This window comes from Actinocrispum wychmicini (assembly GCF_004345645.1).
GTDB lineage: Bacteria > Actinomycetota > Actinomycetes > Mycobacteriales > Pseudonocardiaceae > Kibdelosporangium > Kibdelosporangium wychmicini.
Genome location: NZ_SLWS01000002.1, coordinates 1,043,647 through 1,067,548, shown reverse-complemented (window position 1 = coordinate 1,067,548; position 23,902 = coordinate 1,043,647). Strand labels below are relative to the sequence as shown.

Below are 23,902 nucleotides of genomic sequence, written 5' to 3'. Positions count from 1 at the left end.
GACAGGCGCGAAACAACGCCACGCGGCGTAGCTTGTCCCGGCCTATGGTTGCCAGGTCTTCTGCCGCTCGGACACGCACTTCCAGTGTTTCTGTCTCGTATGCGCGCTCGCGGTCTGGTTTGAATGTCGGTATAGGCATTGTGACCTCACCTGCGGCGGACGCGATCTTGACGACGCCACCGCCAAACGGCGACCCGTTTGCCGACACCGGTCTTGTTGAGAAGCCACCGGCATGCCACAGCCGTCCACGACAACACGGCGACCGCGAAGAAGGTCCAGAACACAGCGGTACTCACGGCTTGCCTCCTGGCCAGGGGTGTGCGAAGGCTCCAGGTGGGTGGCTTTGGTGCATGACGACTGCTCCCGCGTGAGTCCAGGGAATGAACGTTGGCGGCGCCTAGCCCGGACATGATGTCTCCGGAGCCGTTGCCTTGTGATCAGCTTCGTGGGGAAGCCGCCTGCTGGGAACGAAGCCATGTGGCAGGCGTGATGCAGCCATGTGGCACTACGCTGCGTAGGGTGTTCACAACCCGGGGGATCGGGGTGCGAGAGTGGCCATCGTGGAGCGATGGACTGGTGCAGAGGCAAGCGCCCTACGGCAGGCGCTGCGTCTCAGCGTGCGGGCGTTCGCCGAACAGGAGCTTGGCGTCAGCGTCCGGACTGTGAGCAACTGGGAGAGCCGTGGTGCGGACATCACCCCCGTCACTGAGATGCAGCGGGCACTGGATACCGCACTGGCTCGGGCCGATGATGACGTCCAGGCCCGGTTCAGCCGGATACTGGACGGTGGACCTGGACCGCAGGAGACCGGCACCCTTGCCACTGCCGCTGAATGGGAGGCCATGAGTCAGCTGAACCGTCGTGTCCTGCTCAAGTACGGCCTTGTGCCGCTGCTCGGGCCCCATGACGCTCACCCACAGGCCTTGACTTCGAGTGGAAGTCCTGGACCGGCACCGTTCACGCCTGCCGCGCCGCCGGCGGCCTCGTGGGCTCGTCCCATTTTCGACGCCGTGCTCAATCCCACTGACGTTGTGCGCCGAGTCGCGTCGAACGCAAGCGCTGGGTCGCGAACGGAGTCTGGCGACGTCGCCGTACTGCGCCAGTGGGCTGGTGCTGTGCTGACCGCACACCTCGCATCGGACTACGCAAAGCTGTCGACTGCGCTCCCGACGCTCGTCGGGTATGTCGAGGCGGCCAACATGCACGCCAACGCCACCGCAGCGACTGTCCAGCCCTTGCTGTCCGATGTCTACGCCGTCGCTGCATGGAGCCTGATCAAGGCGGACAATTCGCTTGGCGCCTGGATCGCGGCGCAGCGGGCGATCCAAGTCGCCGAACAAACTGACGACGTCCTGCGGGTGGCCGCTGCCACGCGCTGCATGTCAGAAGTCCACATGCGCGCTGGGAACTTTGCCGAAGCCACGCGCACCGCTTTCCTCGCAACGGTGCAGCTCGACACCGCACACCCAGCTGACCGGAAAACTGCTCTGTGCTTGCGTGGTGCAGCCCTGCTGAGCGCCGCCTCGGCGTCGGCTCGTCGCGGTGACAGCCGCGAGGCATACGCAGCACTCAAGGCCGCTGCCGTGTGTGCTGACGAGCTGGGCGAAGAACGCTCTGACCTTGGCAACGTATTCGGGCCGACGAACGTCGCCATCCACCAGGTCGCCGTTGCGGTGGAGCTTGGTGACCGCCAAGGAGCTCTGCGACGCATTCCGTCAGTCAAGCTCGACCGGATGCCCGCTGTGCTCACGGAGCGCCGGGCGCGCTTCCTGATCGATGTAGCGCGCAGCCAGCACGATGACCAAGCGGCTCTTGACGCCTTGCTCCAGGCCGAACGGATTGCGCCGCACGAACTGCGGGAGCACCGCTTGACCCATGAACTGCTACGCGACCTCATGTCGCGCGAACGGCGGTCGTCTGATGTCCGCGCGATCGCCGGACGCTGCGACCTGCTGAACTAGGAGACGTTCCACGTATGCCAGTCACCACACCCGACCGGCTTCCTGACGACGAACTGCGCGTCCTGCATTGGAACATCCACTCATGGCAGGACGAACACGGAACCTCCAATGTGGACGCGGTCGCGGCCGTGATCCAAGAGACGGACCCGCATGTCGTATCGCTTGTGGAAGTCGATGAGGCATGGGGAAGCCCGTCACGCCTGGGGGCCGTCGCCGGTCGCTGTGGCTACGCCAGCATCTTCGTCCCGGTGTTCGAGTACGGGCAGGAGCAGCCGACTGGAGGCTTCGGCAACGCCCTGCTGACCAAGGTGCCCATCTCAGCTGTGCGACAGCGCCAGCTCGTTTGGCCCTCGACCGTCTACGACGGCACCGAACCATCTGAACTCCGCGCCGTGGTATTCGCCAAGCTCGGGCCGCTGTGGGTCGGCAGTACGCATTTGCCGCGTAGTAGCGACGAAGCGCGGACCGAGGCGCTGGAGCGGCTCAAGACCGTGACCAGCGAGCTGGACGGCGATTGGCTGCTGTGTGGTGACTTCAACGCGCCAGCGTCGTCGTGGATCGACAGCGACGACGCCTTGCGGACTGTCGCGCCTGACCCGGCGCTGGCCACCTATCCGACGGAGGAGCCGGTGGAACTGATCGACTACTTTGTCGCTTCGTCGAATGTCTCACTGGACGCCAAGGTGTTGGACGTCAGGGGATCCGATCACTTGGCGGTGTTGGCGGTGGCGCGGGTGTCGCGTGACATATCGAGAGGTTTCGTTTAGTAGCGTCCCGAACCCCATCGTGCCCGTGCACTACGTTCAGGACCATGGTCAATCCGCACATGCGCAGTGGTCACGGGCTGGTGTGTGTGCCGGCTTTCGCGGACAACGGGACGTCGTGGCGGGCTTTGTTCGAGGCCTTGGTCGGCGAGGGCTTCGAGGTGTTCGTGGTCGACCTGCCGGGGTTCGGGATGTCCGCGCCTGATCGTGACCGAGCGTCTATCGCGGGCGCGGCCGACCTGGTCGCACAGGTGGCTCAGCGGTGGGATGAGGTGTCCCTTGTGGGTCATTCGCTCGGTTCGGTCATCGCGGTGGAGGCCGCGTGGCTGCTTGGGTCGCGGTGCGCCGGGCTGGTCTCGATCGAGGGGAATCTGACTCCCGAGGACGCCTACTTTTCCGGACTGGCGGCGGAGTACGCCGACCCGTCGGAGTTCCAGAGTGCGCTGGCTGAGCGCGTGGATCGGCTGGTGGCGGCAGGGAGTGCGCCGTCCAGTTACGCGGACGCGGTCCGGGCGGCCGACGCCGTGAGCATGCACGCGCTCGGTTGTGACGCCCGGGAACAAGGTGCGGACGGGCGGTTCGGTGTGGCCTATCGCGGACTGTCGATACCAACCTTGTACCTGTGGTCGCCGGCTTCGACCGTGCCGGAAACGTCGGACTACCTGCGGCGGCACAGTGTCGTCGAGCACGAGTTCGCTGTGGGGCACCACTGGCCGTGGACTCGTGACCCGGGCTTGGTGGCGGGGATCATCAGTCGCTTCTTCCACGCTCGGTAGCGCCGGCGAAACGGGCTTTGTCGTCCAAACCGGACGCGTGGGCCGGGCTGGAGCTTCCTTGATCGATTCAATGCACTCGATTGCATACCCAATGGTGGCAGCTGCTCGTTTCTGATGTGGAATCTTGCACTGGGCGGCTGGCATCAGGGGTTTTGTTTGGTACATTGTGGTGCAATCGATTGCAAGGAGGCGGCATGAGTACGAGCAACCCGGACGTGGCCGGGCCGACGGTCGGCTGGATCGGCGCGGGGCGGATGGGGTTCGCCATGGCCGCCCGGCTCGCCGCGGCCGGCGGGCGGGTCACGGTGTGGAACCGGACCAGGGCCAAGGCTGAGCCGCTCGCCGAGGACGGCTGCACGATCGTGGACACGATCGCCGAGTTGCGCGGGCTGGACGTGGTGTTCACGATGGTGTCCACGCCGGCTGACCTGGAGCAGGTCCTGCTCGGCGAGGGAGGCCTGCTGGCCGACCCCGACGATGTCCCGGACGTGGTGGTCGACTGCTCGACGGTGTCCGCGGAGTCGTCGGCGACCGTGCGGGACGCCTGCGCACGGCGTGGGGTGTCCTTCGTCGCCGCGCCGGTGAGCGGCAACGCCAAGGTCGTCCGGGCCGGTGACCTCACCATCGTGGCGTCCGGGCCGGAGGAGACGTTCAACGCGGTCGCGCCGCTGCTGCGGGCCATCGCCAGGTCCGTCACGTACGTCGGATCCGGCGACCTCGCCCGGCTGGTGAAGATCTGCCACAACCTCTTCCTGGGGGTGGTCACCCAGTCGATGGCCGAGATCACCGTGCTGGCGGAGAAGGGCGGGGTGTCTCGCGCCGCGTTCCTGGAGTTCCTGAACAACAGCGTGTTGGGGTCGGTTTTCACGCGGTACAAGTCGCCCGCGTTCGTCAACCTGGACTTCACGCCGACCTTCACGCCGGTGTTGCTGCGCAAGGACTTCGACCTCGGGCTCGCCGCGGCGCGGGAACTGGACGTGCCGATGCCGGTGGCCGCCGCGACCGCGCAGCAGGTGCAGACCAGCGTGAACAGCGGCCGGGTGGAGGACGACTTCGCGATCCTGTTGGACGTGCAGGCGCGTAACTCGGCGTTGACGCTCAAGTCCGAAGAAGTCGCGGTCGACGACGGGCTCGGCGCGGCCGACGGGATGCGCTGAGCATGACCATCGCCGCTCCTGGACACATGGCGGTCGACTACGAGCAGCGCGTGGACTTCGACCGGCTGCGCGCGTACCGGACAAAGCGCGCGAAGGACGCGTTGGCGGCCAGCGAGTGCGGCGCGTTCCTGCTGTTCGACTTCTACAACATCCGCTACACCACGCAAACGTGGATCGGTGGCGCGCTCGGCGACAAGATGACCCGGTACGCGTTGCTCACCAGGGACGGCGAGCCGATGCTGTGGGACTTCGGATCGGCCGCGCGACATCACCGGCTGTACGCGCCGTGGCTTTCGCCGGAGAATTGCCACGCGGGCATGCTCGGGTTGCGCGGTGCGATCGCGCCTACGGCCGGACTGATGGAGTCGGCAGTGCGACAGATCAAGGGCCTGCTGGTCGACGCGGGGGTGGCGGACGCGCCGGTCGGCGTCGACATCGTCGAGCCGCCGATGCTGTTCGAGTTGCAGCGTCAGGGGTTGCGTGTGGTGGATGCGCAGCAGGCGATGCTGGACGCGCGCGAGATCAAGTCGCCGGACGAGATCACGCTGCTCTCCCAGGCCGCTGCCATGGTCGACGGCGTCTACCAGGACGTGCTGGAGGCGCTGAAACCGGGTATCCGGGAGAACGAGATCGTGGCGATGGTGAACAAGCGGCTCTACGAGATGGGGTCGGACCAGGTGGAGGCGGTGAACGCGGTGTCGGGGGAGCGGTGCAACCCGCATCCGCACAACTTCTCCGATCGGTTGATCCGGCCGGGCGACCAGGCGTTCTTCGACATCATCCACTCGTTCAACGGGTACCGCACCTGCTACTACCGGACGTTCGGGGTCGGCAGCGCCACAGCGAGCCAGCGGGACGCGTACACCAAGGCGCGCGAATGGATGGACGCCTCGATCGACGTGGTCCGGCCGGGGGTGGGCACCGACGAGGTGGCCGCGGTCTGGCCGAAGGCGCAGGAGTTCGGCTTCGAGAACGAGATGGCCGCGTTCGGCCTGCAGTTCGGCCACGGTCTCGGGCTCGGCCTGCACGAGCGTCCGATCATCTCGCGGCTCAACAGCATGGCCGAGCCGATCGAGCTCAAGGCCGGGATGGTGTTCGCGCTGGAGACGTACTGCCCGGCCGGCGACGGCTTCTCGGCCGCGCGGATCGAGGAAGAGGTCGTCGTCACTCCGGACGGCCCGCGGGTGCTCACGTTGTTCCCGGCACAGGAATTGGTTGTCGCCAACCCGTACTGAAAGGCGGACCACGGTGGACAGGACGATCACCGACCTCTACATCAACGGCAAGGCCGTGCCCGCCTCCGACGGCGGCCGGTTCGACGTGCTCGATCCCGCCACCGGCAAAGTGATCGCCTCGGTGGCGGACGGAACCGTCGCCGACGCGATCGCCGCGGTGGACGCTGCCGCAGCAGCAGCCGCGCAGTGGGCCGCGACGGCACCCCGTGAGCGGGCGGAGACGTTACGCAGGGCCTTCGTGTTGATGACCGAGCGCGCGGAGGATCTCGCTCGGCTGATCACGTTGGAGAACGGCAAGTCGCTGCGGGACGCGCGGGGTGAGATGGCGTACGCCGCTGAGTTCTTCCGTTGGTACGCCGAGGAAGCGGTCCGTTCCGCCGGGGTCGTGACCACCGCGCCTTCTGGCCAGAACCGGATTCTCGTGGTCCGCCAGCCGGTCGGTGTCTGTGTGCTGGTGACGCCGTGGAACTTCCCGGCGGCGATGGCCACTCGCAAGATCGGTCCGGCGCTCGCCGCAGGGTGCACGGTCGTGCTCAAACCCGCCAGTGACACGCCGCTGACCGCGTTGGCCCTGGCCGGGCTGCTCGCGGACGCGGGTGTCCCGGCCGGGGTGGTGAACGTGGTGCCGGCGCGGCGGTCCGGTGAGGTGGTGTCGACGATGCTGCACGACCCACGGGTGCGGAAGCTGTCGTTCACCGGCAGCACCGAGGTCGGCCGGGTGCTCCTGGGCGAGGCCGCGGACCAGGTCATCAACACGTCCATGGAGCTGGGCGGGAACGCGCCGTTCCTGGTGTTCGCGGACGCCGACCTGGACGCCGCCGTGGACGGCGCGATGATCGCCAAGATGCGGAACGCGGGGGAGGCGTGCACCGCGGCGAACCGGTTCTACGTCGAGACTTCGGTGGCGGCGGAGTTCAGTCGCCGGCTGGCCGAGCGGATGTCCGCGCTGCGACTGGGACCGGGTTCGGACGAGAACACCGAGGTCGGCCCGTTGGTCAACGAGGCAACTGTGTCCAAAGTGGACAGCCTGGTTCGGGAGGCGGTCGCCGCGGGTGCCACCGCGCTGGTGGGCGGCCGGCGGCCAAGCCAGGCGGGTTTCTACTACGAGCCCACGGTGTTGTGTGACGTCCGGCCCGGGTCGGCGATCCTGCACGAGGAGATCTTCGGCCCGGTGGCGCCGATCGTGACGTTCGACGACGAACGTGAGGCGATCGAACTGGCCAACGACACCGAGTACGGCCTTGTGTCCTATGTGTACACGGGTGACCTGGCGCGGGGGCTGCGGGTGAGCGAGGCGCTCGAAGCCGGCATGGTCGGCCTGAACCGCGGCCTGGTCAGCGACCCTGCGGCGCCGTTCGGCGGGGTGAAGCAGAGCGGGCTCGGCCGGGAGGGCGGGCACGAGGGAATGCTCGACTATCTCGAGTCGAAGTACATCGCCGTCCAGTGGTGAAGGGGTCATTCATGACGGACCACAACCGGCTCACGCCCGCGTCGGACTGGGTCGAGCTGGTCGCCACCGACGCGGACTGGGACGAGATCGCCCCCGACCTGCTGCGGACGATGCTCGGCCAGTTGGTGCTCATCCGTGGGTTCGAGCAGTACGTCCTGGAGCTGGCCGGGGCAGGGCTGGTGCACGGCCCGGCGCACTCCAGCATCGGGCAGGAGGGCGCCGCGGTCGGTTCGGTGCTCGCCCTCGCCGACGGTGACGTGATCAACGGTTCGCACCGCGGTCACCACCAGTTCCTGGCCAAGACGCTGGCCCATCTCGCGCCCAAGGGCCTGGACCCGACCGAGGAGCCGTCCGACGAGATCCGGCACCTGCTGCTCCGCACGTTGGCCGAGATCTGCGGGCTCGACCTCGGGTTCAGCCACGGCCGGGGCGGTTCCATGCACCTGCAGTGGAAAGCGGCGGGCGCGATGGGAACGAACGCCATCGTCGGCGGTGGCGTCCCCCAGGCCGCCGGGTTCGCGTGGGCGCACAAGCAGGCGGGCACCGACAGGGTATCCGTGACGTACTTCGGCGACGGCGCGGTGAACATCGGGTCCACATTGGAGACATTCAACCTGGCGTCGGCGTGGCGGCTGCCGGTCTGTTTCTTCATCGAGAACAACCAGTACGCGGTGTCCACGCACGTGGCGGAGGCGACGGGCGAGCCGCGACTGTCGGCTCGCGGGCTTGGGTTCAACATCCGGAGCTGGCGGGTCGACGGCATGGACTGCGTCGCGGTGTACCTGGCCATGCGGGAAGCCGTGGCGCACATGCGAAACGGCGGCGGGCCGACGATCGTCGAGGCGGACACGTACCGTTACTTCCACCAGAACGGTGGCTTCGCGGGCAGCGCCTTCGGCTACCGTTCGAAGGACGAGGAAAAGCACTGGCGGCAACGGGATCCGATCGACCAGCTGGCGGAACACCTGGTCCGCCGGGGTGTGCTGACCCGGCCCGAGATCGACGCCGCCGTGCAGCGGGCCGCGCGGACCATGGCTCTGGTCGGTGACGAACTGCTGGAGGACGTGCCGGACGGAAAGCGCCGGATCAAGCCCTCGTTGTGGCCGGATCCGTCCTTTGCGGACGTTGGCGTGCGCGGCGATCTGAGCGAGTTCGCCGGGGAGTCCTTTGTCGACCGCGACACGTACCCGGGAGAGCTCGCGGAGCAGACGTTCATCGACGCGGTCGCCGGGGTGATGGCGCGCCGGATGGAAACTGATGAGACCGTCGTGGTGATGGGCGAGGACGTACATCGGTTGAAGGGCGGGACAAACGGCGCCACACGGGGCCTGAAGGACCGGTTCCCCGACCGCGTGCTGGGCACCCCGATCAGCGAGAACGCGTTCGCCGGCCTGGGCGGCGGGATCGCGCTCGACGGCCGCTACAAGCCGGTCGTCGAGTTCATGTACGCGGACTTCATGTGGGTCGCCGCCGACCAGTTGTTCAACCAGATCGGCAAGGCACGGCACATGTTCGGCGGCACCGGGGCGGTGCCGTTCGTGCTGCGCAGCAAGGTCGCGATGGGCACCGGATACGGTTCGCAGCACTCGATGGACCCGGCCGGGATCTTCGCGACCGCGCCTGGCTGGCGGATCGTCGCGCCGAGCACCCCGTTCGACTACGTCGGCCTGATGAACAGCGCGCTGCGTTGTCAGGACCCGGTCGTGGTGCTGGAACACGTCGACCTGTACACCTCCCGCGGCGAAGGCCCGGTGGACAACCTGGACTACTGCCTGCCAGTGGGTAAGGCGGCGGTGCGGCGGACCGGGTCGGCCGTCACGGTCATCTCGTACCTCGCGATGGTCGACCTTGTGCTGCAAGCGGTCGGCGACGTGGACGCCGAGGTGATCGACCTGCGGTGGCTGGACCGGGCGAGCATCGACTGGGACACCATCGGCACCAGTATCCGCAAGACGAACAACGTGCTGATCGCGGAACAAGGCGCGCTGGGAACGTCGTACGGCGGCTGGCTCGCCGACGAGATCCAGCGGCGGTTCTTCGACTGGCTCGACCAACCAGTGCAGCGGGTCACCGGCCGCGAGTCGTCGCCGACCATCAGCAAAGTGCTCGAACGCGCGGCCATCGCCGGCGTCGACGAGGTCACCGCCAAGCTCACCGAGATGACAAGGTAGCGAACCATGGCGAAGCTGCTCCGGATGCCAGGAGTCTCCGCGGACGCCGCCACGGCGGTGCTCCAGGAATGGCTGGTACCCGACCACACCCCGTTCGCCGCCAGGGACGTCATCGCCGCGGTCGAGACGGACAAAGCGGCCGTGGAAGTGGAAGCGGACGAAGCCGGAACGATCCTCAAGAGACTCGTGGACGCCGGTGCCACAGTCGAGATCGGCGGCCCGATCGCCGTGCTGGGCGCGCCGGGTGAGGCGGTCGGCGACCTGACGGCGTTGCTGGCCGAACTCGGCGTGGCTTCCGTTGAGGCTCAACGGGTCTTCGCCAGTCCACTGGCCCGCCGGCTGGCCAAGGAAGCCGGGCTGGTGGTGGCGGAGCTCGCCGGCACCGGGCCAGGCGGACGAATCGTGCGGCGAGACGTGGAAGCCGCCATCGCCCAGGTCACCCCGGCCCCCGAACCGGCACGAGTCGAGCCACTGCTCGCACCACCGGTTGAGTCGGCGGTCGCCTCACCCGCGGTCGCGGAGCCAACATCTCCTTACATCGAGATCCCGCATTCCCGGATGCGCAAGGCCATCGCTTCCCGGCTCAGTGCGGTGCCGCCGCGTTACTTTCTGCGCGCCACCGTCCGCGTCGACAAGCTGTTGCGCCTCCGCGAGAAGCTCAACCGGGACAGTCCGATCCGTATCTCCGTCAACGACCTTGTGGTCAAGGCCGCTGCCTGTGCCCACACGCTCGTCCCGGAGATGAACGTGATCTGGACACCCGAGGCGATCAGGTCATACTCCTCTGTGGACATCTCGGTGGCCGTCGCCACCGAGACCGGGTTGGTCACGCCGGTGGTCACCGGGGTGGCGGGCCGGTCGATCACGGATGTCGCGTTGGCCACAAAGGACCTTGTCGAACGGGCCAGGGCCGGGCGGCTCAGGCAGGACGAGTTGACTGGCGGCACGTTGACCGTCAGCAACTTGGGGATGTTCGGGATCGAGGAGTTCTCCGCGGTCATCAACCCGCCGCAGGCCGCCATCCTCGCGGTCGGCGCCGGAAAGCGCGAACCCGTGGTGCACAAGGAAAAGCTTACGATCGCGACAGTAGCCCGGTGCACACTCACTGTGGACCACCGGCCCGTCGACGGGGCTGTAGCGGCGAGGTGGATGGCCGCTTTCGTGAGTGTCGTGGAGAGCCCGTTGCGGCTCCTGGCCTGATGGCCACGTCGAACGGGCTACGAGCAACCCCGCTGTTGGCGGGGTTGTCGCCGGAGGTGGTGGCGGAGTTCCTTGACCTGGCGGCGGATCGTGCGTTCGCCCGGGGTGAGGCGCTGTTCGCCGAAGGCGACAAGGGTGGCGGTGTCTTCGTGCTGCTGTCGGGCAAGGTGAAGATGACCAGGCCCGGTCCGGACGGCAAGGACGTCGTCCTGAACATGGCCGGACCGGGTGACCTGCTCGGTGAACTCGCGGTGTTCGACGGCGGCGCGCGGCAGGCCACGGCCACCGCGGTCCGGGACACCGCGGCCTGTTGGGTGTCGACGAGGGCGATGCTCGGGTGGCTCGCCCGGCACCCGTCGGCGTCGTTCCGGATGATGTGCCTGCTCGCCGAACGGATCCGGCTGGTGAACGACCGGCTTGAGGACGCGTCGGCCGCCAGTGACGTGGCCACCAGGGTCGCGCGGGCCCTGGTCGAACAGGGCAGCAGGTTCGGCTGGCGCACCCCGGACGGGCTGCGGCTCACCCTTGACCTCAGCCAGGACGAGCTGGCCCATCACGTCCGGGCCTCCCGCGAGCGGGTCAACCAGGTGCTCATGGAGTTCGCCCGCCGCGGCTGGATCCGGCGGGAATGCGACGAGTTCGTCGTCATCAACGCGCCCGCGCTCACCCAGCGGGCCCGCTACCGCCCGGAGACCGCGGCGAGACGACCGTCAGTGACCGCGCCACCCAGGTCACGGGTGGCGCGGGGCTGACATTCAGAGCAGCAGGCCGGAGGTGTCGACGGGCTTGGCCACCATGCCGTAGGTGAGCATCGCGTCGGCGGTTCGCTGCAGTTGGGTCTTGATCAGTGCCGCGTCCTTCGCCTCCACGTACTTGTTGATCACCGCCCGGTTCGCGATGTCCTGGTTGATCGTGGTGAACTTCGGCAACGCGGTCCGGACGATGTCCGGGCGGGCGTTGGCCCGCTCGGTCGCCTTGAGCAGGGCCCGCTGGAACGCGGCGAGCGCGGCCGGGTGCTGCTTGGCGAACTTGTCCGCCACCACGTACCCGCCGACCAGGTAGTTCGCCAGTTCACCGAAGGACGGGTCGAACACCGGCCGGGCGCCGAGCTTGTCGATCATCTGGGTGCGGAACGGGTCGCTGGTGCACGTCCCGGCGACCTCACCGCCGGCGAGCACGTTGGCGTGCTCCGGCGGCGCGACCGGCACGGCCGTGATCGCGTTCACCGGCAGCCCCTTCGCCTTCAGTGCGGCGCGGATGCCCAGCACGCACACCGTGGTCGGGGAGAGCACCGCGACTTTCTTGCCGGCCAGGTCGGTGATGTCCTTCGCGGTGGACGTCTTCGGCACGAGGACCTGCTGGGCGCCTTCGACCGCGGTGTCGGTGACCGCGACGAGCCGCACGCCGAGGCCCTTGCCGTGTACGTCGATCACGTTCACCACGTTGGCCCAGGCCATGTCCACCTGGCCGCCGACCACCGCCTCGATCGTGCTGCCGGACCCCAGGTCGACGTCGGCCTTGACGGTCAGCCCCTCCGCCGCGAAGTAGCCCTCGTCCATCGCGATGTGCAGCGGCACGTTGCTGACGTTGGCCGGGTTGCTGACGGTGATGGTCATACCGTCGTTCGCGGGTGCGGCAGTGCCGCACGCGGTGGTGAGGGCAAGTAGAACCGCGCCGATGGCGGCAACTCTGCCGGACATGTGGTTTCTCCTTTGTCAACAGTCGGCCATGGCGGCGGCCTGGATGTGCTTGGCGACGAGGCTGCGCTGGTCGACGAAGCCCGGCATCGACTTGGTGCTGATCTGGTCCCGTTCCGCCGGCAGGTCCACGGTCAGCTCGGTGAGGACGCCGCCGGGCGAGCGGCGCAGCACCACGACCCGGTCGGCCAGGTACACGGACTCGTCGATGTCGTGCGTGACGAACAGGATCGTCATGCCGAAGTCCCGGTGCACCCGCCTGGTCAGGTCCTCCAGGCCGGACCGGGTCTGCGCGTCCACCGACGCGAAGGGCTCGTCCATCAGCAGCACCTTCGGCCGGAACGCCAACGCCCGTGCGATGGCGACCCGCTGCTGCATGCCGCCGGACAGCTGCCACGGGTAGCGGTCGGCCTTGTCGGCGAGCCCGACGGCGGCCAGCGACCCGCTGACCCGCTCCCGGCGTTCGTCGCGGCTCAACCCCATGGCCCGCAACGGAAGTTCGACGTTACGGCCGACCCGCATCCACGGGTACAACGACCTGCTGTAGTCCTGGAACACCACGGCCAGTCCGTCGGGAACGCGACGCACCTCGGAACCCAGCACGCGCACTGTTCCCGAGGTCGGCCGGATCAAACCGGCGACGCACTTGAGCAGTGTGGTCTTCCCGCAGCCGGACGGGCCCACAATGGACAGCAGTTCGCCTTCCCCGACCGCGAACGAGACGTCCTGCAACGCGGTGTGTGAGCCGTACGTCTTCGTGAGGTCGTGGACCTCCAACGCGCTCATGGTCTTTCCTCCCGGTCCGGGGTCAGTTGTCGCGGTGCCAGGCGAGAACGCGCTTCTCGACCGCGAGGAAGAGCACGTTGAGCAGGTATCCGGTGACGCCGAGCATGACGACGGCGGCCCACATGTCGAGCACCAGGAACGTTCGCTGGGAAGTGATCAGGAAGTAGCCGAGCCCGTGCTCCGCGAGCAGCCACTCCGAAAGCACCATGAGGATCAGCGACAGCGACAACGTCACCCGCATGCCCGCCACGATCTTCGGCATCGCGGCCGGAACGATGACCCGCAGGAACTGCGTCCGTACAGGCAGGTGGAACGCCCGCGCCGCCTCACGGTACGTCGGGTCGACCGACCGCACGCCCTGCATGGTGTTCAGCAGCACCGGCCAGACGCATCCGAAGGCGATGAGCCCGACGCGCATGACGTCACTGGCGCCGAACACGATCAGGAACACCGGCACGATCGCGGGCTTCGGCAGCGAACGCAGGAAGTTCACCGGCGGGTCGAGATATCCGGCCGCGCGGGACCACTGTCCGGCCGCGAGGCCGATACCGACACCGACGACCGCGCCAGCGAACCAGCCGGCAAGCGCTCGCAGCATGCTCGGCACCACGTCGGCCCAGAAGTTCTCGGTGAGAAACGGTGTACTGAACCACAGCTGCCATGCCCGCTCGGCGATGTCCACGGGCGGTGGAAAGAACGGCGAGGCGGAGTTAACGGTCGCTAACTGCCATAGCGCCACCAAGACGACTACCGGCCCGAGGCGAAGCAGCCAGTTCACGACGCACCTCGGCGGTCCCAGGCGACCAAGCGTGCGGACGCCGCCGTGGTGAGCACGTTCAGCAGGTAGCCGAGCAACCCAGCCAGCACAACGGCGGCGAACACCGTGTCCGCGTTGAATCCCGCATAGCTGGCACGCAGGATGAAGTAGCCGATGCCGTCGCTCGTCCCCACGGCGATCTCGGCGGCGATCGCGACCGTCAGCCCGGTGGACAACGCCAGCCGTATCCCGGTCAACATCAACGGCAGCGCACTGGGCAGCACCACCCGGCGCCACATCATCAGCGTCGGCACGTGGAAGCTCCGTGCGGTCTCCACCGCGACCCGGTCGACACCCTGGACGCCGTACATGGTGTTGAACAGCAGCGGCCACAGCGTCACGAAGACCACGATGGTGATCTTCATTTCCAGGCCCTGGCCAAGGACGAGCACGATCAACGGGATGATCGCGATCCCGGGCACCGAGCGGAGCGCGTCGATGACCGGGGTGAACGCGGTGGCCACCGGACGGTACGAGCCGAGAACGATGCCCAGCGGCACGGCGATCACGGCCGCGATCAGCATGCCGAGGAGCAGGGCCGACAACGTGGCCCACACCTCGGTGAGGAACGCGGGGTCAACGAGCAGAGTGAGCGCCTTCGGCAGGATCACCGTGGCGGGCGGCAGCAACTGCGGGTCGATCAGCTCCAGCCGGGCGAAGCCCTCGAACACTAAAGTCAGCACCACAGCGCCGACCACACCCCGACGCACCGACGTGAACGCGTTCGCTGCGGCCTGTTCGCCCACTCGCCTCGCCGCGCCTCGCCGCGTGGTGGCGAGCGCGCTCATGTGACCGCCTTCCGGGTCGCGGTGACACCGAGCCCGGACAGCACGCCGACACCGACCGCCGCGATTCCCCACACAGGGGCGAAATCGAGGCCCAGCAACCTGTCCAGCGCGAACGAGCCCGGACCGGCCAGCCCTGTCCCGCACGTGGCGGCGAGCAGCACGAGCTCGTACTCGAAGCCGTTCTTGCGTCGGGCCAGGCCGTTGGGCAGGTGCAGCACCAGGATGTTGACGAACGTGCCGACCAGCGCGGCGACGCCCAGCGGGGTGAGGAAACCGGTGGCCAGGGACAGGCCGCCGGCTGTCTCGGTGAGCCCGGCGACCGCCGCCATCAGCCGGGGCGGACGGTAGCCCTGACGGCCGAAGAAGTCCGCGGCGCCGGCGATTCCCTCACCGCCCCACCAGCCGAACAGTTTCTCCGTGCCGTGATACGCCATGACGAGGCCGACCACGATCCGGATGACCAGTAACCCGGCGTCCATCGTCAGGTCCGTTCGGCGAACGAAGGCAGCACCTCGTCGATGAACAACCGCAATGACCGGTCGGCCGTTTCGGCGGACATGAAGCCGTAGTTGAACAGGAACGCCATGTGCTGAACGCCGGCGGCCTCGTACTCGCGGATCCGGTCCCGTACGGTCTCCGGATCGCCGATGATCATCGCGTGGTCCAGGAATTCTTCGGGGTTCTGCGGTGAAACGCCGACGACGCTGCGCATATGCTTGGCGTCCCGCAGTCCGGAGACCACGCCGAAGCTGCGGCGCTGGTGCTCGGCCATGAGCGTCAGCCGGTCACGGATGTCCCGCTCGGCCTGTTCGGTGGTCTCGGCGAGGTACACCTGCTTCTGCACCATGCTCCACTCGAGACGATCCGCCACGGTGGCCTCGTCGGCGCCGGAGTCCCGGAGGGACTGTTCGTACACGCGCCAACGGTCGGCGATCGCCGCGGGCTTCTCTCGAGCGGTGAACAGGTACCAGGCTCGGCGTCCTGTCCATTCGGCACCGGAGTCGCTTTGGGTCGCGCGGGCGAAAGGCGGGTGCGCGCGGTGGAAACCGGCGGGCATGATCCGGGTGTGCAACACGCCTTCCTCGAAGGTGGTGTGCCATTTCAAAGGCGGGTCCTCGGGGGTTTTCGCCAGTGCGGCTTCGAGGATTTCCAGGTTGTGGAACATCTCGGCGTGCCGTTCGCCGGGGTCGCGGCCCATGCCGGCGTACTCGACCGGTGAACCGCCCGCGGCGAAGCCGACGATCAGCTCACCGCGGGTAAGAACGTCGAGCAGGTTGCATTTCTGCGCCAGCCGCATCGGGTTGTGCAGTGGCGGCACCGCGACCGCGAGGGAGAACTTCGTGCCCCGCGGCGCCTGGCCGGCGAGGTGCGCGGCGAACATGAAATTGTCCCCGTAGGTGTTGTACCCGGAGAAATGGTGTTCGGTGAGCGCGATGCCGTGGAAACCGGCGCTGGTCGCCTCCAGTGCCTGGCGGGTCAGCGTTTCCACAATGGGCACGTCCTCGTGCGGACCGCGCGTCTGGGCGTTCAGGTAGATGGAGAATCGCATCCGGGGGACAACTCCTCGGGCAGAGCACGACATGTGACGGAAACACGATCGCAATTGCTGGCAAAGTGTGTGGTCCGCCACGCGCGGAGATCAAGGCCGCTGTGGAGTCGGTAACAGGTGCCGCCCCCAGTGGCCCGGATGCCGCACGATGGCCGAAACGACCGCAAGGAGGCGGTTGACTGTGCATATCGCCGGGCTACCGAAAGAGGCCGCGCGGGAACTCGTGGCGTCCGGGCGACCGATCCGGCTCGCACGCGGCGAAGTGGTCTTCCGACAGGGCGAGATCGGCGACTCGGCGTTCCTCGTGGTGCGTGGCAGAGTGCGCGTCGGGCGGCCGGCGGACGCGGGCAAGGAGAACATGCTGTCCCTGCTCGGCCCCGGTGACCTGCTCGGCGAGCTGACCCTGTTCGATCCCACGCCACGCAAGGCGACAGCGAAAGCGGTGACCGAGGCGGAACTGGTGGTGCTCACCGCCGAGGCGATGCGGCGCTGGCTGACGACCGACCCTGACGCGGCCTGGCACCTGCTCCGTTTCTTCGCCCGGCGAATGCGCCGCACCAACGACGCCGTGGAGAACCTGCTCTTCGCGGACGTCCCCCGGCGGGTCGCCAGGGCGGTGCTGGAACTGGCCGGGCGCTTCGGCACCCGGATCCCGGGCGGCGTTCGCGTCGAACATGGCCTCACACAAGGCGAGTTGGCCCACTACATCGGAGCGTCCCGGGAGAGCGTGAACCGCGCGCTGGCCGACTTGTCCCTTCGGGGAACGGTCCGGCTGGAGTCCCGTGGACTGGTGATCACCGACCTGGATCGGCTGCGTCGTAAAGCCCAGGGAAGCCCGCATAACGCCTGCGGTGGTACAGCAACGGTGCCGCTTGCGGATCGTGATCGCCGGCGATGATGAGACCGATGACGATCATGTGATCACCTCCGCTGACCGTGCGGTACTTCTCGCACGCGGCGTACGCGACGATGTTGCCCGTCAACACGGGAAGCCCACCAGCACCGGGCGTCCACTCCACTCCCGCGAACCGGTCGTCGGCGTCGCCCGCGAAGCGGGCCGACAGCCAGGCCGCGTCCGCGTCGAGCACGTTGACACAGAACGTTCCGTTGCGGCGGATCGCGGCCAACGTGCGTGATCCACTGTTAACGCACGTTAACAGCAAGGGTGGCTCGCAGGACAGCCCGCACACGGCACCCAACGTCATGCCCATCGGGTCGCCGTGGTCGTCGAGTGTGGTCAGGACGGTGACACCGGTCGGCAGCGAGCCTGCGATCGACCGGAATCGCGCCGGATCCACGCCGTTGGTCATCTGGCAAGTCTGTGCCGGCCGAAACCGACCCGCCTAGCGCGTGTGCAGAACAGCACAGGACATTGACCGTGGGCTGGCGCCGCCGTTCCATGGCGTTATGTCCTACACCGCCCAGGAAGAGTCGAACATGGCGTTGGTGCTTGCCTTGCGTGCGGCGCCGCACGCGGAACGTGGCCGGTTCATGCACCCGAACCTTCGTCACCACCGACGCGGCTTCGCCTTCCTCAACGACCTCGTGCCGAACGGCTACAATGGACAGTCCGTCAGCGACCGCGTGGACACCGTCGAGGACATCATCGCGAAGGACGATCGCGTATGGGCGGTCTGGACACTGCGCGGCCACCACACCGGGACACTGTTCGGAATCCCGGCCACCGGCCGATCACTGGAGGTCACCGAGATGGGGATCTGGCGGATCCAGGACGGTCTGGTCGCCGAAGCGTGGTTCTTCGGCGACGAACTGACACTGTTACGCCAACTCGGCCTGCCTGTCACCACCGACACCCTCGCCCCGCTACACCCTGACACTGCGGCACGGTAGTGGCAACTCGTCCGGATCTGTGCACCATTTGACCTTGAAAAGTCCGCCCCCTTACCACAACAATGGTAGTGAACTTCTACCCCGGGGGGCGCTTGATGAGGCTGCGGACGCAGGTCAGACACCGTTTTCGAAGCGGCATCGCGACGCTGGCAACCGTGGCGGTCGCGTTGTCGCTGTGCGTCGCACCGGCCAGTGCGTCCGTGGGCGGTGATCCCACCGGAAATGTGATCGGCACGGTCACCATTCCGCGCGACAAACAGCAGTTGAGCGTCACGATCTATGACGCCGTCGGCAGACAGCCGGTCCGAACGCTGATCGAGGGGATGCGGAAGACCAACCCGGACGAGGCCGAGGTCGTGCAGTTGCGCTGGGACGGTACCGATGACTACTGGCACACCGTTGCGGAAGGCAACTACACGTGGAAGGCGTTGACGAGCAACGTCGCCGCCGTTGAAGACGATTCGATCGCCCAGGGCAGTTCACCCTCATCCGGCAAAGGGGTGTTCTCCACCGGAGTCGGTGCGGTGGCCGCCGATCCGGCGGGAAACGTGTACGAGTCGTCCGACTGGGAGGAGTTCCACGGCGAACTCCGCAAGTGGACCGGTGACGGCAAGCGGGTCTGGGGCATGGCTCGCGCCGGTGGTGACATGGCAGTCGCGGCCGACAACGACTTCGTCTACGTGGCCGTGGACGGCGACGAAGTTCCACTCGGCGACGGAAACTCGGACCATTTCAAGTGCGGCCAGACCATGCTGATGCGGTACGAAGTGGCCAAGATGGAAGACGCGTACAGCAAAGTCCAGGACTGGACGAAGTGGACTGGGCCGGGTGTGGACGCGAGGGGGTACATCCTGGCGAACGCGAGTCGACCGGCGTCGGTGTACGGACTCGCTGTGGACGGTGAATACCTGTACTCGAGCGAACACAACGACGGGCAGGTGCGGAAGTACAAGAAGGACACTGGGGAGCTGGTGGGCTCGATACCGGTGGCCGCACCCAAGGGGATCGCGGTCGACCCCGCCACCCCAGGCGCGCTGTGGGTGGCCACCGGCGGTGACGTGGTCAAGTTCGACAAGGATGGCAACGAGGTCGCGAAGGTCACGAGCCTGACCAACCCATACGCGGTCGCTGTGGGCGGCCGTCACGGCGAACTGTATGTCGGGGACGCGGGCACCGGCAAGGTACACCGCTACAAGCTGACCGCCGACGGACCGGCGCAGGACGGGGAGTTCTTCGGCGCCGCCACACCCGGTCCGATCGCGGACGACAGGCTCCGCTGGCCGGACCAGCAGTACATGGCCGCCGCCGGGTGTCGAAACGTGAAGGACCTGCCCTTCCCCAACACGCCGTACCAGCAGGGCGCTTTGGCGAGTCTGGCCGTGTTGCCGAACGGCGACATGGTGGTGGCCGATCTCATGAACTCCAGGGTCATGACCTACAACGAGAACGGCGAAGTGCGTAAACCGCTGACGCGGCAGGCCCAGTTCACCCCCTTCCCGCAGGTGAATCTGGCCATGGATCCGAACATCGTGGCCAGCGGCGCGTTCGACTACACCGTTGTGCCGGTGGGGCCCGATGCCGGCCGGGCCTGGCAGCCGCGGGCCAACTGGCGACCCAACGGTCCGGCGAACGTCATCGACGCGGGGCGGACGAGCCAGCGGCGCACGCTGTCCAACGGGCGGACCTATATGTACTTCTTCGGCACCGGCAGCGCCCCGCGAAAAATGGAGGTCTCGGTCTACGAGTACTCGGAGACCGGCCACACCATGCGGCTGTCCACGACGGTCGGCCAGGACGTGCGGCTCGTCGGCGACCAGTTGATCTGGCGGTGGTTCTCCGGATTCGACAACAAGCATGTCGATGGTGTCATCACCGATGACGAACTGACGATGACCGATTCGGACGGCAGGGGCATCCCGAGTTTGGCCCCGGGCGCCTGGGTCGACGCGGACGGCAGCATCTGGTTCACCGTGCTCGGCGGGAAGACGTCCGACGGGAAACCCCTGGGCCCGTACACGCTCAAGGTGCCAGTGACCGGCTTCGCCGGCGACGATCCGAAGTACGACCTGCCCGCCGCTGTCGGCGCAGGGCCCACCATCGCCCCGGACACCGGTCCTGAGCAGTTCTTCCCGATCAACACCAAGATCGACGAGACCAAGGACGACAGGACCAAGGGTGACATCTACCGCACCGGGTGGACCAAGTCGGGGCCACAGCCGAACGGCACATTGTTCTGGATGGGCGGCAGTACGGTGGAGCGGCGTGACTCGCCGTCGGGCGAGCCCATCAGGATCGTCCCGCGATGCGGCCGTGCGGCGGCGGACACCGGTATACCGCGCTTGTGCGCCCCGGAGAACGGTGGGTCCGGTCTCTCCGCGGTCGCGCCGGACGGCGACTACTTCTACACCGCCACCAACGCCGTCGGTCATGCCTGGATCACCATGTACACCACGGACGGCCTGGTAGTGGCGACAATGGCCGCCGCGCACTACGGCACGGACGACGCGAGCGGGCACCAGTCCTTTGTGGATAGCGCGGATGGCCTCACTGCCTACACCCACCCGGGTGACCATCAACGCTACGTCCTCGCCGAGGACAGTTTCCTGAACCGGGCGTTGCGGTGGCATCTGGACAATATGGACAGTGTCCATCGCCTCAACGGCGGCTGTGCCAAGGGCTTCGGATGGAACGCCGGAGGTGCCACCATATCGACCGGCTGGGGTCAGTGCGGCTACGATCAGGCACGGGCGCTGATGGCGGAAGCACAACGGTTGTGGGGTCAAGGCGCCCGGACCGAAGCGGTCGAACGTGCCCTCGAAGCGGTCGCGATGGGACGGGAGATCGCCCAAGGCGACTCCTCGTTCCAGCCGACGTTGGCGGGCTGGCTCACGTTCGTGGTCAGCGGATACCTCGGCGAGATCGGCCGCCGCGACGAGGCGATCGCGTTGCTTGACGAAGGGCGCGGGCTCTATCAGGCGCTCGTCCACGGCGATCCGGCCAACAGCCAGTACCGTTGGGGGTTGGTCAACGCGCACATGTATCTCGCGCAGCAGTTCTGGGCCAAGGGCGACCACGACCAGGGCACGGCGAGAGCGCTTGACGCGGTCACGGTCCTGCGTCAGCTCGCTGCCGACGATCAGAGCTACGCCGTGAGCCTGGGCCAGTATCTCGTGGCGACGGCCAACTTCCTGACCCAGCAGGGCCGCGTCGACGAGGCCATCGCGTTGGGTGAGGAAGCGGTCGGGGTCTATCAGCGGCTCGGCCAGGACCCGCAACACCTGCATATGAAGGCGTGGGTCCTCAACCAGCTCGCCACGTACTACTGGGCCAAGGGCGACCACGGACAGGGAATCGCGAAGGCCCTCGACGCGATCGCCGTCGCCAGGCAACTTCCCCAGGCGAACCAGACCTATGCCGCGGCCCTCGGCCAATGGCTGCTGTGGCCGACCACCGGCTACCTGAAGGACAGCGGCCGACGGCCGGACGCGATCCCGCTGGCCAGAGAAGCGGTGGACATCTTCACCCGACTCAACGAAGCCGATTCAGCCCGCTACGGCCCCAGCCTGGCGGCAGCCAAACAGATACTCGCCGATCTGACAGCGGCCTAGGACGCCGAGGACCGCCACGAAGGCCATCACCACTGCGTACCCGGCTGTGAGCGAGATCTTCGTGGTCATCAGAGCCAGGCTTTGGTGGCGGTGTCGAACTTGCGCTCGGGGTGGGACGGGTCCGGCACTTCGCACTGGTTGGGCTCGCGGGTGGGATCCGATACCCAGCAGGTCAGGTCGGCGTCGTCGGTGCGCAGTTGCGCGGCCGCCGCCGGGTCGACGCAACGTACCCCTGGGAGGTATACCGTCTGGTCCAGTCGGACGGTCGCACACCACGCGTTCACGTACGTACGGTCCGGTCTGGGCAGGGCGCCGGGCACCTCGACGTCGAGGTAGATCACCGGCGCCCCAGGCAGATCCGCCTCGTTGAACCCGGCCTGGTCGGCGAGCCGGACGGCCAGCAGCGCGTCCTGCCTGCCCTGCTCGGCGGTTCGGGCATGGGACGCCTCGGCGATGCTGGGATGCTGCTGGCCGACGAACAGCGGCGCGATGCCCCACCCCATGCCGCGCAGGTCGGCGAGGTGCGACATCCAGCTGTCGTCGTCTAGGGACGGAGCCGGCGCGAGGTAGAACTCGGTCCAGATCAGGTTCGTGGTCCGGATCAGGCCGCTCATGACGTCGTTGCCTGGGTACTGCGGGCGTTCGGTGGACATGGGTGGACCTCACAGTCGAGTGGTGTGCGTCCGTGAGAGCGGGCGGCGGCGCCGGTGATACCGCGGATTCGCGCTGTATCAACCCGGCCGGTACGTCGTCCTCCAGTCATGCGACCGAGATGGAGAGTTGTTCGACGGGCCGTGCCGGCCCTGCTGCTGGCCGTCGTGCTCGCTGGCTGTGACGACGCTGTGGGCAGCCTGCCCGATCCCACCGGCAAGGTGCCCACGTCGTCGAGTGGCTGCTCGCGGGCGACCGGGAAGACGGGGCACTGGCTGCCGGCGTTCGACCGGGGCAGGCCGCACGAGGCCACGATCCTGGGCGAGAAGAACCCCTGCCTGCCGTTCAGCGACCTGATCGGCGAGGCCGACGACCTCATGCCGGACGTGGGCGAGGGCGCCGAGCCGAACGCGAGGTCGGTGGCCAAGGACTTCGCGCGCGGTTTGAAGAAACTGGCCGGCTACTACGTCAACGCGGCCGACGGGTTGCGGTGCCTGTACCAGGAGGACGAACTGGCCATCGGGATCTACCGGCACAGCGACCACGTGTCGTCCGTCGGCGTCGTCATCGCGGTCAACAAGGATCCGAGGAACGCCGCGAGGGCCGTGGCCTGCTACCTGTTCGGCAGGCAACAGACCCGGACGGCCACCCCGACGGCGACCGCGGCGCCGACCGGGTACCAGCTCGACCCGTGCGGCGACGCGGTCAGGGACAACGGCAAGGTGGTCGTCCTCCGGTTCGGCACGTCGAACTGGATGTGCGACGCGATCGCCCGAGCTGTCCCGAAAGCCTAGGCGGACCTGCGATGGTCGTCGTCAGCGAGCAGCGCCGCGATCGCGGCGCTGCGCCGCACCCGGGCCAGGCAGCGCTGCCGGGTCGGCCCGATCGCGCCGATCGGCATGCCCAGTTGCGAGCTGATGTCCGCGTAGGACCTCGGCGGGTCGGCGAACAGCATCGACAGCAGCACCCGGTCGCGGTCCGGCAGCCGGTCGAAGGCCCGGCGCACGGCGTCCCGCCGCTCGTCGACGAGCAGGGACACGTCCACCGCGGGCTCGACCCGGTCGACCACGTCGGACTGGCTGGGCACCTGGCGGCGCTTGTCCCGCAACAGCGCCAGGCACTCGCGGCCGGCGGTGGTCGCCAGCCAGCCCGGCAGTGCCTGCGGGTCGCGAATGGCGTTCACGTTGGTCACCAGCTGCAACCACACAGTGCCGCACACGTCCTCGGCGTCCGCGCCGTAAATCCGATAACGCCGGCACACGCCCACCACGAATGGGGTATAGCGTCGGAAGATCTCCTGCCACGCCGATTCCGCGCCTTGCGCGGCCCGGGTCAGCAGAGCGGTGGTCGATGGTTCGTTTCGCATTGTCGCCCCCCTGTTCGAGAACAATCGTCTTGTTTCACGATTTCGCCACGTCCTGCTCGGCGACCTTGCGGCGAC

23 protein-coding genes are annotated in these 23,902 nt (G+C 67.6%); 13 read left to right on the top strand and 10 right to left on the bottom strand.

The features are described from left to right. Positions 1-146 precede the first annotated feature (146 nt). Complete coding sequence (locus tag EV192_RS53755; protein WP_165960362.1) at positions 147-296, bottom strand: hypothetical protein; 150 nt, start codon at positions 294-296, stop codon at positions 147-149. Positions 297-551: 255 nt separating this feature from the next. Here EV192_RS53755 and EV192_RS13185 point away from each other — a divergent pair, with 255 nt between their 5' ends. From EV192_RS13185 to EV192_RS13145, 9 genes are all read left to right on the top strand, one after another. Next, the gene (locus tag EV192_RS13185; protein ID WP_132114787.1) at positions 552-1,961 is read left to right on the top strand and encodes a helix-turn-helix domain-containing protein; all 1,410 of its coding nucleotides are present in this window, start codon (positions 552-554) and stop codon (positions 1,959-1,961) included. A 110-nt stretch (positions 1,962-2,071) separates the two neighbouring features. Continuing rightward, a complete protein-coding gene (locus EV192_RS13180; RefSeq protein WP_165960361.1) occupies positions 2,072-2,728 on the top strand; it encodes an endonuclease/exonuclease/phosphatase family protein in 657 nt (218 codons plus the stop codon). A gap of 44 nt (positions 2,729-2,772) precedes the next feature. Continuing rightward, on the top strand, positions 2,773-3,501 hold the full coding sequence (locus EV192_RS13175) for an alpha/beta fold hydrolase (RefSeq protein ID WP_132114783.1): 729 nt from the start codon (positions 2,773-2,775) through the stop codon (positions 3,499-3,501). A gap of 194 nt (positions 3,502-3,695) precedes the next feature. Then, entirely contained in the window at positions 3,696-4,658 is a 963-nt protein-coding gene (locus EV192_RS13170; protein ID WP_132114781.1) for an NAD(P)-dependent oxidoreductase, read from the top strand. A 2-nt stretch (positions 4,659-4,660) separates the two neighbouring features. After that, complete coding sequence (locus EV192_RS13165; protein WP_132114779.1) at positions 4,661-5,893, top strand: M24 family metallopeptidase; 1,233 nt, start codon at positions 4,661-4,663, stop codon at positions 5,891-5,893. A 13-nt stretch (positions 5,894-5,906) separates the two neighbouring features. Next, complete coding sequence (locus EV192_RS13160) at positions 5,907-7,343, top strand: NAD-dependent succinate-semialdehyde dehydrogenase (protein WP_207926006.1); 1,437 nt, start codon at positions 5,907-5,909, stop codon at positions 7,341-7,343. Positions 7,344-7,354: 11 nt separating this feature from the next. After that, positions 7,355-9,514 (top strand): alpha-ketoacid dehydrogenase subunit alpha/beta, encoded by a 2,160-nt coding sequence (locus tag EV192_RS13155; protein ID WP_132114777.1) that lies wholly within the window; start codon positions 7,355-7,357, stop codon positions 9,512-9,514. 6 nt (positions 9,515-9,520) lie between these two features. Beyond that, complete coding sequence (locus tag EV192_RS13150) at positions 9,521-10,714, top strand: 2-oxo acid dehydrogenase subunit E2 (protein WP_132114775.1); 1,194 nt, start codon at positions 9,521-9,523, stop codon at positions 10,712-10,714. Beyond that, positions 10,714-11,466, top strand: coding sequence for a Crp/Fnr family transcriptional regulator (locus EV192_RS13145; protein WP_132114773.1), 753 nt, complete (start codon positions 10,714-10,716; stop codon positions 11,464-11,466). Before EV192_RS13150 ends, EV192_RS13145 begins: the two co-directional genes overlap by 1 nt. 3 nt (positions 11,467-11,469) lie before the next feature. Here the strand turns inward: EV192_RS13145 and EV192_RS13140 are convergent, their stop codons facing one another. Genes EV192_RS13140 through EV192_RS13115 form a run of 6 tightly spaced genes read right to left on the bottom strand, consistent with a single transcriptional unit; the run spans position 11,470 to position 16,351 of the window. Next, on the bottom strand, positions 11,470-12,414 hold the full coding sequence (locus EV192_RS13140; RefSeq protein ID WP_132114771.1) for an ABC transporter substrate-binding protein: 945 nt from the start codon (positions 12,412-12,414) through the stop codon (positions 11,470-11,472). A 15-nt stretch (positions 12,415-12,429) separates the two neighbouring features. Further along, complete coding sequence (locus tag EV192_RS13135) at positions 12,430-13,197, bottom strand: ABC transporter ATP-binding protein (protein ID WP_132114769.1); 768 nt, start codon at positions 13,195-13,197, stop codon at positions 12,430-12,432. Between the two features lie 22 nt (positions 13,198-13,219). Further along, positions 13,220-13,975 carry an ABC transporter permease gene (locus EV192_RS13130; RefSeq protein WP_132114767.1) on the bottom strand — a complete coding sequence of 252 codons (756 nt, stop codon included), beginning with the start codon at positions 13,973-13,975 and terminating at the stop codon, positions 13,220-13,222. Continuing rightward, positions 13,972-14,802, bottom strand: a complete 831-nt coding sequence (locus EV192_RS13125; protein ID WP_132114765.1) for an ABC transporter permease — start codon at positions 14,800-14,802, stop codon at positions 13,972-13,974. The genes EV192_RS13130 and EV192_RS13125 overlap by 4 nt, the downstream gene beginning before the upstream one ends. Continuing rightward, positions 14,799-15,281, bottom strand: a complete 483-nt coding sequence (locus EV192_RS13120; RefSeq protein WP_132114763.1) for a DoxX family protein — start codon at positions 15,279-15,281, stop codon at positions 14,799-14,801. The genes EV192_RS13125 and EV192_RS13120 overlap by 4 nt, the downstream gene beginning before the upstream one ends. Positions 15,282-15,283: 2 nt before the next feature. After that, the gene (locus tag EV192_RS13115; protein ID WP_165960360.1) at positions 15,284-16,351 is read right to left on the bottom strand and encodes an LLM class flavin-dependent oxidoreductase; all 1,068 of its coding nucleotides are present in this window, start codon (positions 16,349-16,351) and stop codon (positions 15,284-15,286) included. A 181-nt stretch (positions 16,352-16,532) separates the two neighbouring features. Between EV192_RS13115 and EV192_RS13110 the strand changes: the two genes are divergently transcribed. Further along, a complete protein-coding gene (locus EV192_RS13110) occupies positions 16,533-17,249 on the top strand; it encodes a Crp/Fnr family transcriptional regulator (protein ID WP_243726835.1) in 717 nt (238 codons plus the stop codon). On the opposite strand, the gene EV192_RS13105 is transcribed toward EV192_RS13110, so the two are convergent. Continuing rightward, positions 17,146-17,661: a flavin reductase family protein gene (locus EV192_RS13105; RefSeq protein ID WP_132114757.1), complete on the bottom strand. Its 516-nt coding sequence runs from the start codon at positions 17,659-17,661 to the stop codon at positions 17,146-17,148. The two genes, EV192_RS13110 and EV192_RS13105, sit on opposite strands and share 104 nt — an antisense overlap. A gap of 97 nt (positions 17,662-17,758) precedes the next feature. Here EV192_RS13105 and EV192_RS13100 point away from each other — a divergent pair, with 97 nt between their 5' ends. Both EV192_RS13100 and EV192_RS13095 read left to right on the top strand, forming a co-directional pair. Next, the gene (locus tag EV192_RS13100; RefSeq protein ID WP_132114755.1) at positions 17,759-18,202 is read left to right on the top strand and encodes an ester cyclase; all 444 of its coding nucleotides are present in this window, start codon (positions 17,759-17,761) and stop codon (positions 18,200-18,202) included. A gap of 155 nt (positions 18,203-18,357) precedes the next feature. Then, on the top strand, positions 18,358-21,810 hold the full coding sequence (locus tag EV192_RS13095; RefSeq protein WP_165960359.1) for a tetratricopeptide repeat protein: 3,453 nt from the start codon (positions 18,358-18,360) through the stop codon (positions 21,808-21,810). Between the two features lie 68 nt (positions 21,811-21,878). On the opposite strand, the gene EV192_RS13090 is transcribed toward EV192_RS13095, so the two are convergent. Then, complete coding sequence (locus tag EV192_RS13090) at positions 21,879-22,463, bottom strand: glycoside hydrolase domain-containing protein (RefSeq protein WP_132114751.1); 585 nt, start codon at positions 22,461-22,463, stop codon at positions 21,879-21,881. A 108-nt stretch (positions 22,464-22,571) separates the two neighbouring features. On the opposite strand from EV192_RS13090, the gene EV192_RS13085 reads away from it, so the two are divergent. Then, positions 22,572-23,255 (top strand): hypothetical protein, encoded by a 684-nt coding sequence (locus EV192_RS13085; protein ID WP_132114749.1) that lies wholly within the window; start codon positions 22,572-22,574, stop codon positions 23,253-23,255. Here EV192_RS13085 and EV192_RS13080 read toward each other — a convergent pair. After that, positions 23,252-23,827: an RNA polymerase sigma factor gene (locus EV192_RS13080; RefSeq protein WP_132114747.1), complete on the bottom strand. Its 576-nt coding sequence runs from the start codon at positions 23,825-23,827 to the stop codon at positions 23,252-23,254. The genes EV192_RS13085 and EV192_RS13080 overlap by 4 nt on opposite strands. Positions 23,828-23,902 lie beyond the last annotated feature (75 nt).

Bases quoted from the DNA above. Each gene is read 5' to 3' on its own strand.
- EV192_RS13115 (WP_165960360.1), bottom strand. From the start codon at position 16,351: ATGCGATTCTCCATCTACCTGAACGCCCAGACGCGCGGTCCGCACGAG.
- EV192_RS13105 (WP_132114757.1), bottom strand. From the start codon at position 17,661: ATGACCAACGGCGTGGATCCGGCGCGATTCCGGTCGATCGCAGGCTCG.
- EV192_RS13170 (WP_132114781.1), top strand. From the start codon at position 3,696: ATGAGTACGAGCAACCCGGACGTGGCCGGGCCGACGGTCGGCTGGATC.
- EV192_RS13120 (WP_132114763.1), bottom strand. From the start codon at position 15,281: ATGGACGCCGGGTTACTGGTCATCCGGATCGTGGTCGGCCTCGTCATG.
- EV192_RS13155 (WP_132114777.1), top strand. From the start codon at position 7,355: ATGACGGACCACAACCGGCTCACGCCCGCGTCGGACTGGGTCGAGCTG.
- EV192_RS13175 (WP_132114783.1), top strand. From the start codon at position 2,773: ATGGTCAATCCGCACATGCGCAGTGGTCACGGGCTGGTGTGTGTGCCG.
- EV192_RS13125 (WP_132114765.1), bottom strand. From the start codon at position 14,802: ATGAGCGCGCTCGCCACCACGCGGCGAGGCGCGGCGAGGCGAGTGGGC.
- EV192_RS13145 (WP_132114773.1), top strand. From the start codon at position 10,714: ATGGCCACGTCGAACGGGCTACGAGCAACCCCGCTGTTGGCGGGGTTG.
- EV192_RS13150 (WP_132114775.1), top strand. From the start codon at position 9,521: ATGGCGAAGCTGCTCCGGATGCCAGGAGTCTCCGCGGACGCCGCCACG.
- EV192_RS13080 (WP_132114747.1), bottom strand. From the start codon at position 23,827: ATGCGAAACGAACCATCGACCACCGCTCTGCTGACCCGGGCCGCGCAA.
- EV192_RS13165 (WP_132114779.1), top strand. From the start codon at position 4,661: ATGACCATCGCCGCTCCTGGACACATGGCGGTCGACTACGAGCAGCGC.
- EV192_RS13085 (WP_132114749.1), top strand. From the start codon at position 22,572: ATGCGACCGAGATGGAGAGTTGTTCGACGGGCCGTGCCGGCCCTGCTG.
- EV192_RS13140 (WP_132114771.1), bottom strand. From the start codon at position 12,414: ATGTCCGGCAGAGTTGCCGCCATCGGCGCGGTTCTACTTGCCCTCACC.
- EV192_RS13100 (WP_132114755.1), top strand. From the start codon at position 17,759: ATGTCCTACACCGCCCAGGAAGAGTCGAACATGGCGTTGGTGCTTGCC.
- EV192_RS13135 (WP_132114769.1), bottom strand. From the start codon at position 13,197: ATGAGCGCGTTGGAGGTCCACGACCTCACGAAGACGTACGGCTCACAC.
- EV192_RS13090 (WP_132114751.1), bottom strand. From the start codon at position 22,463: ATGTCCACCGAACGCCCGCAGTACCCAGGCAACGACGTCATGAGCGGC.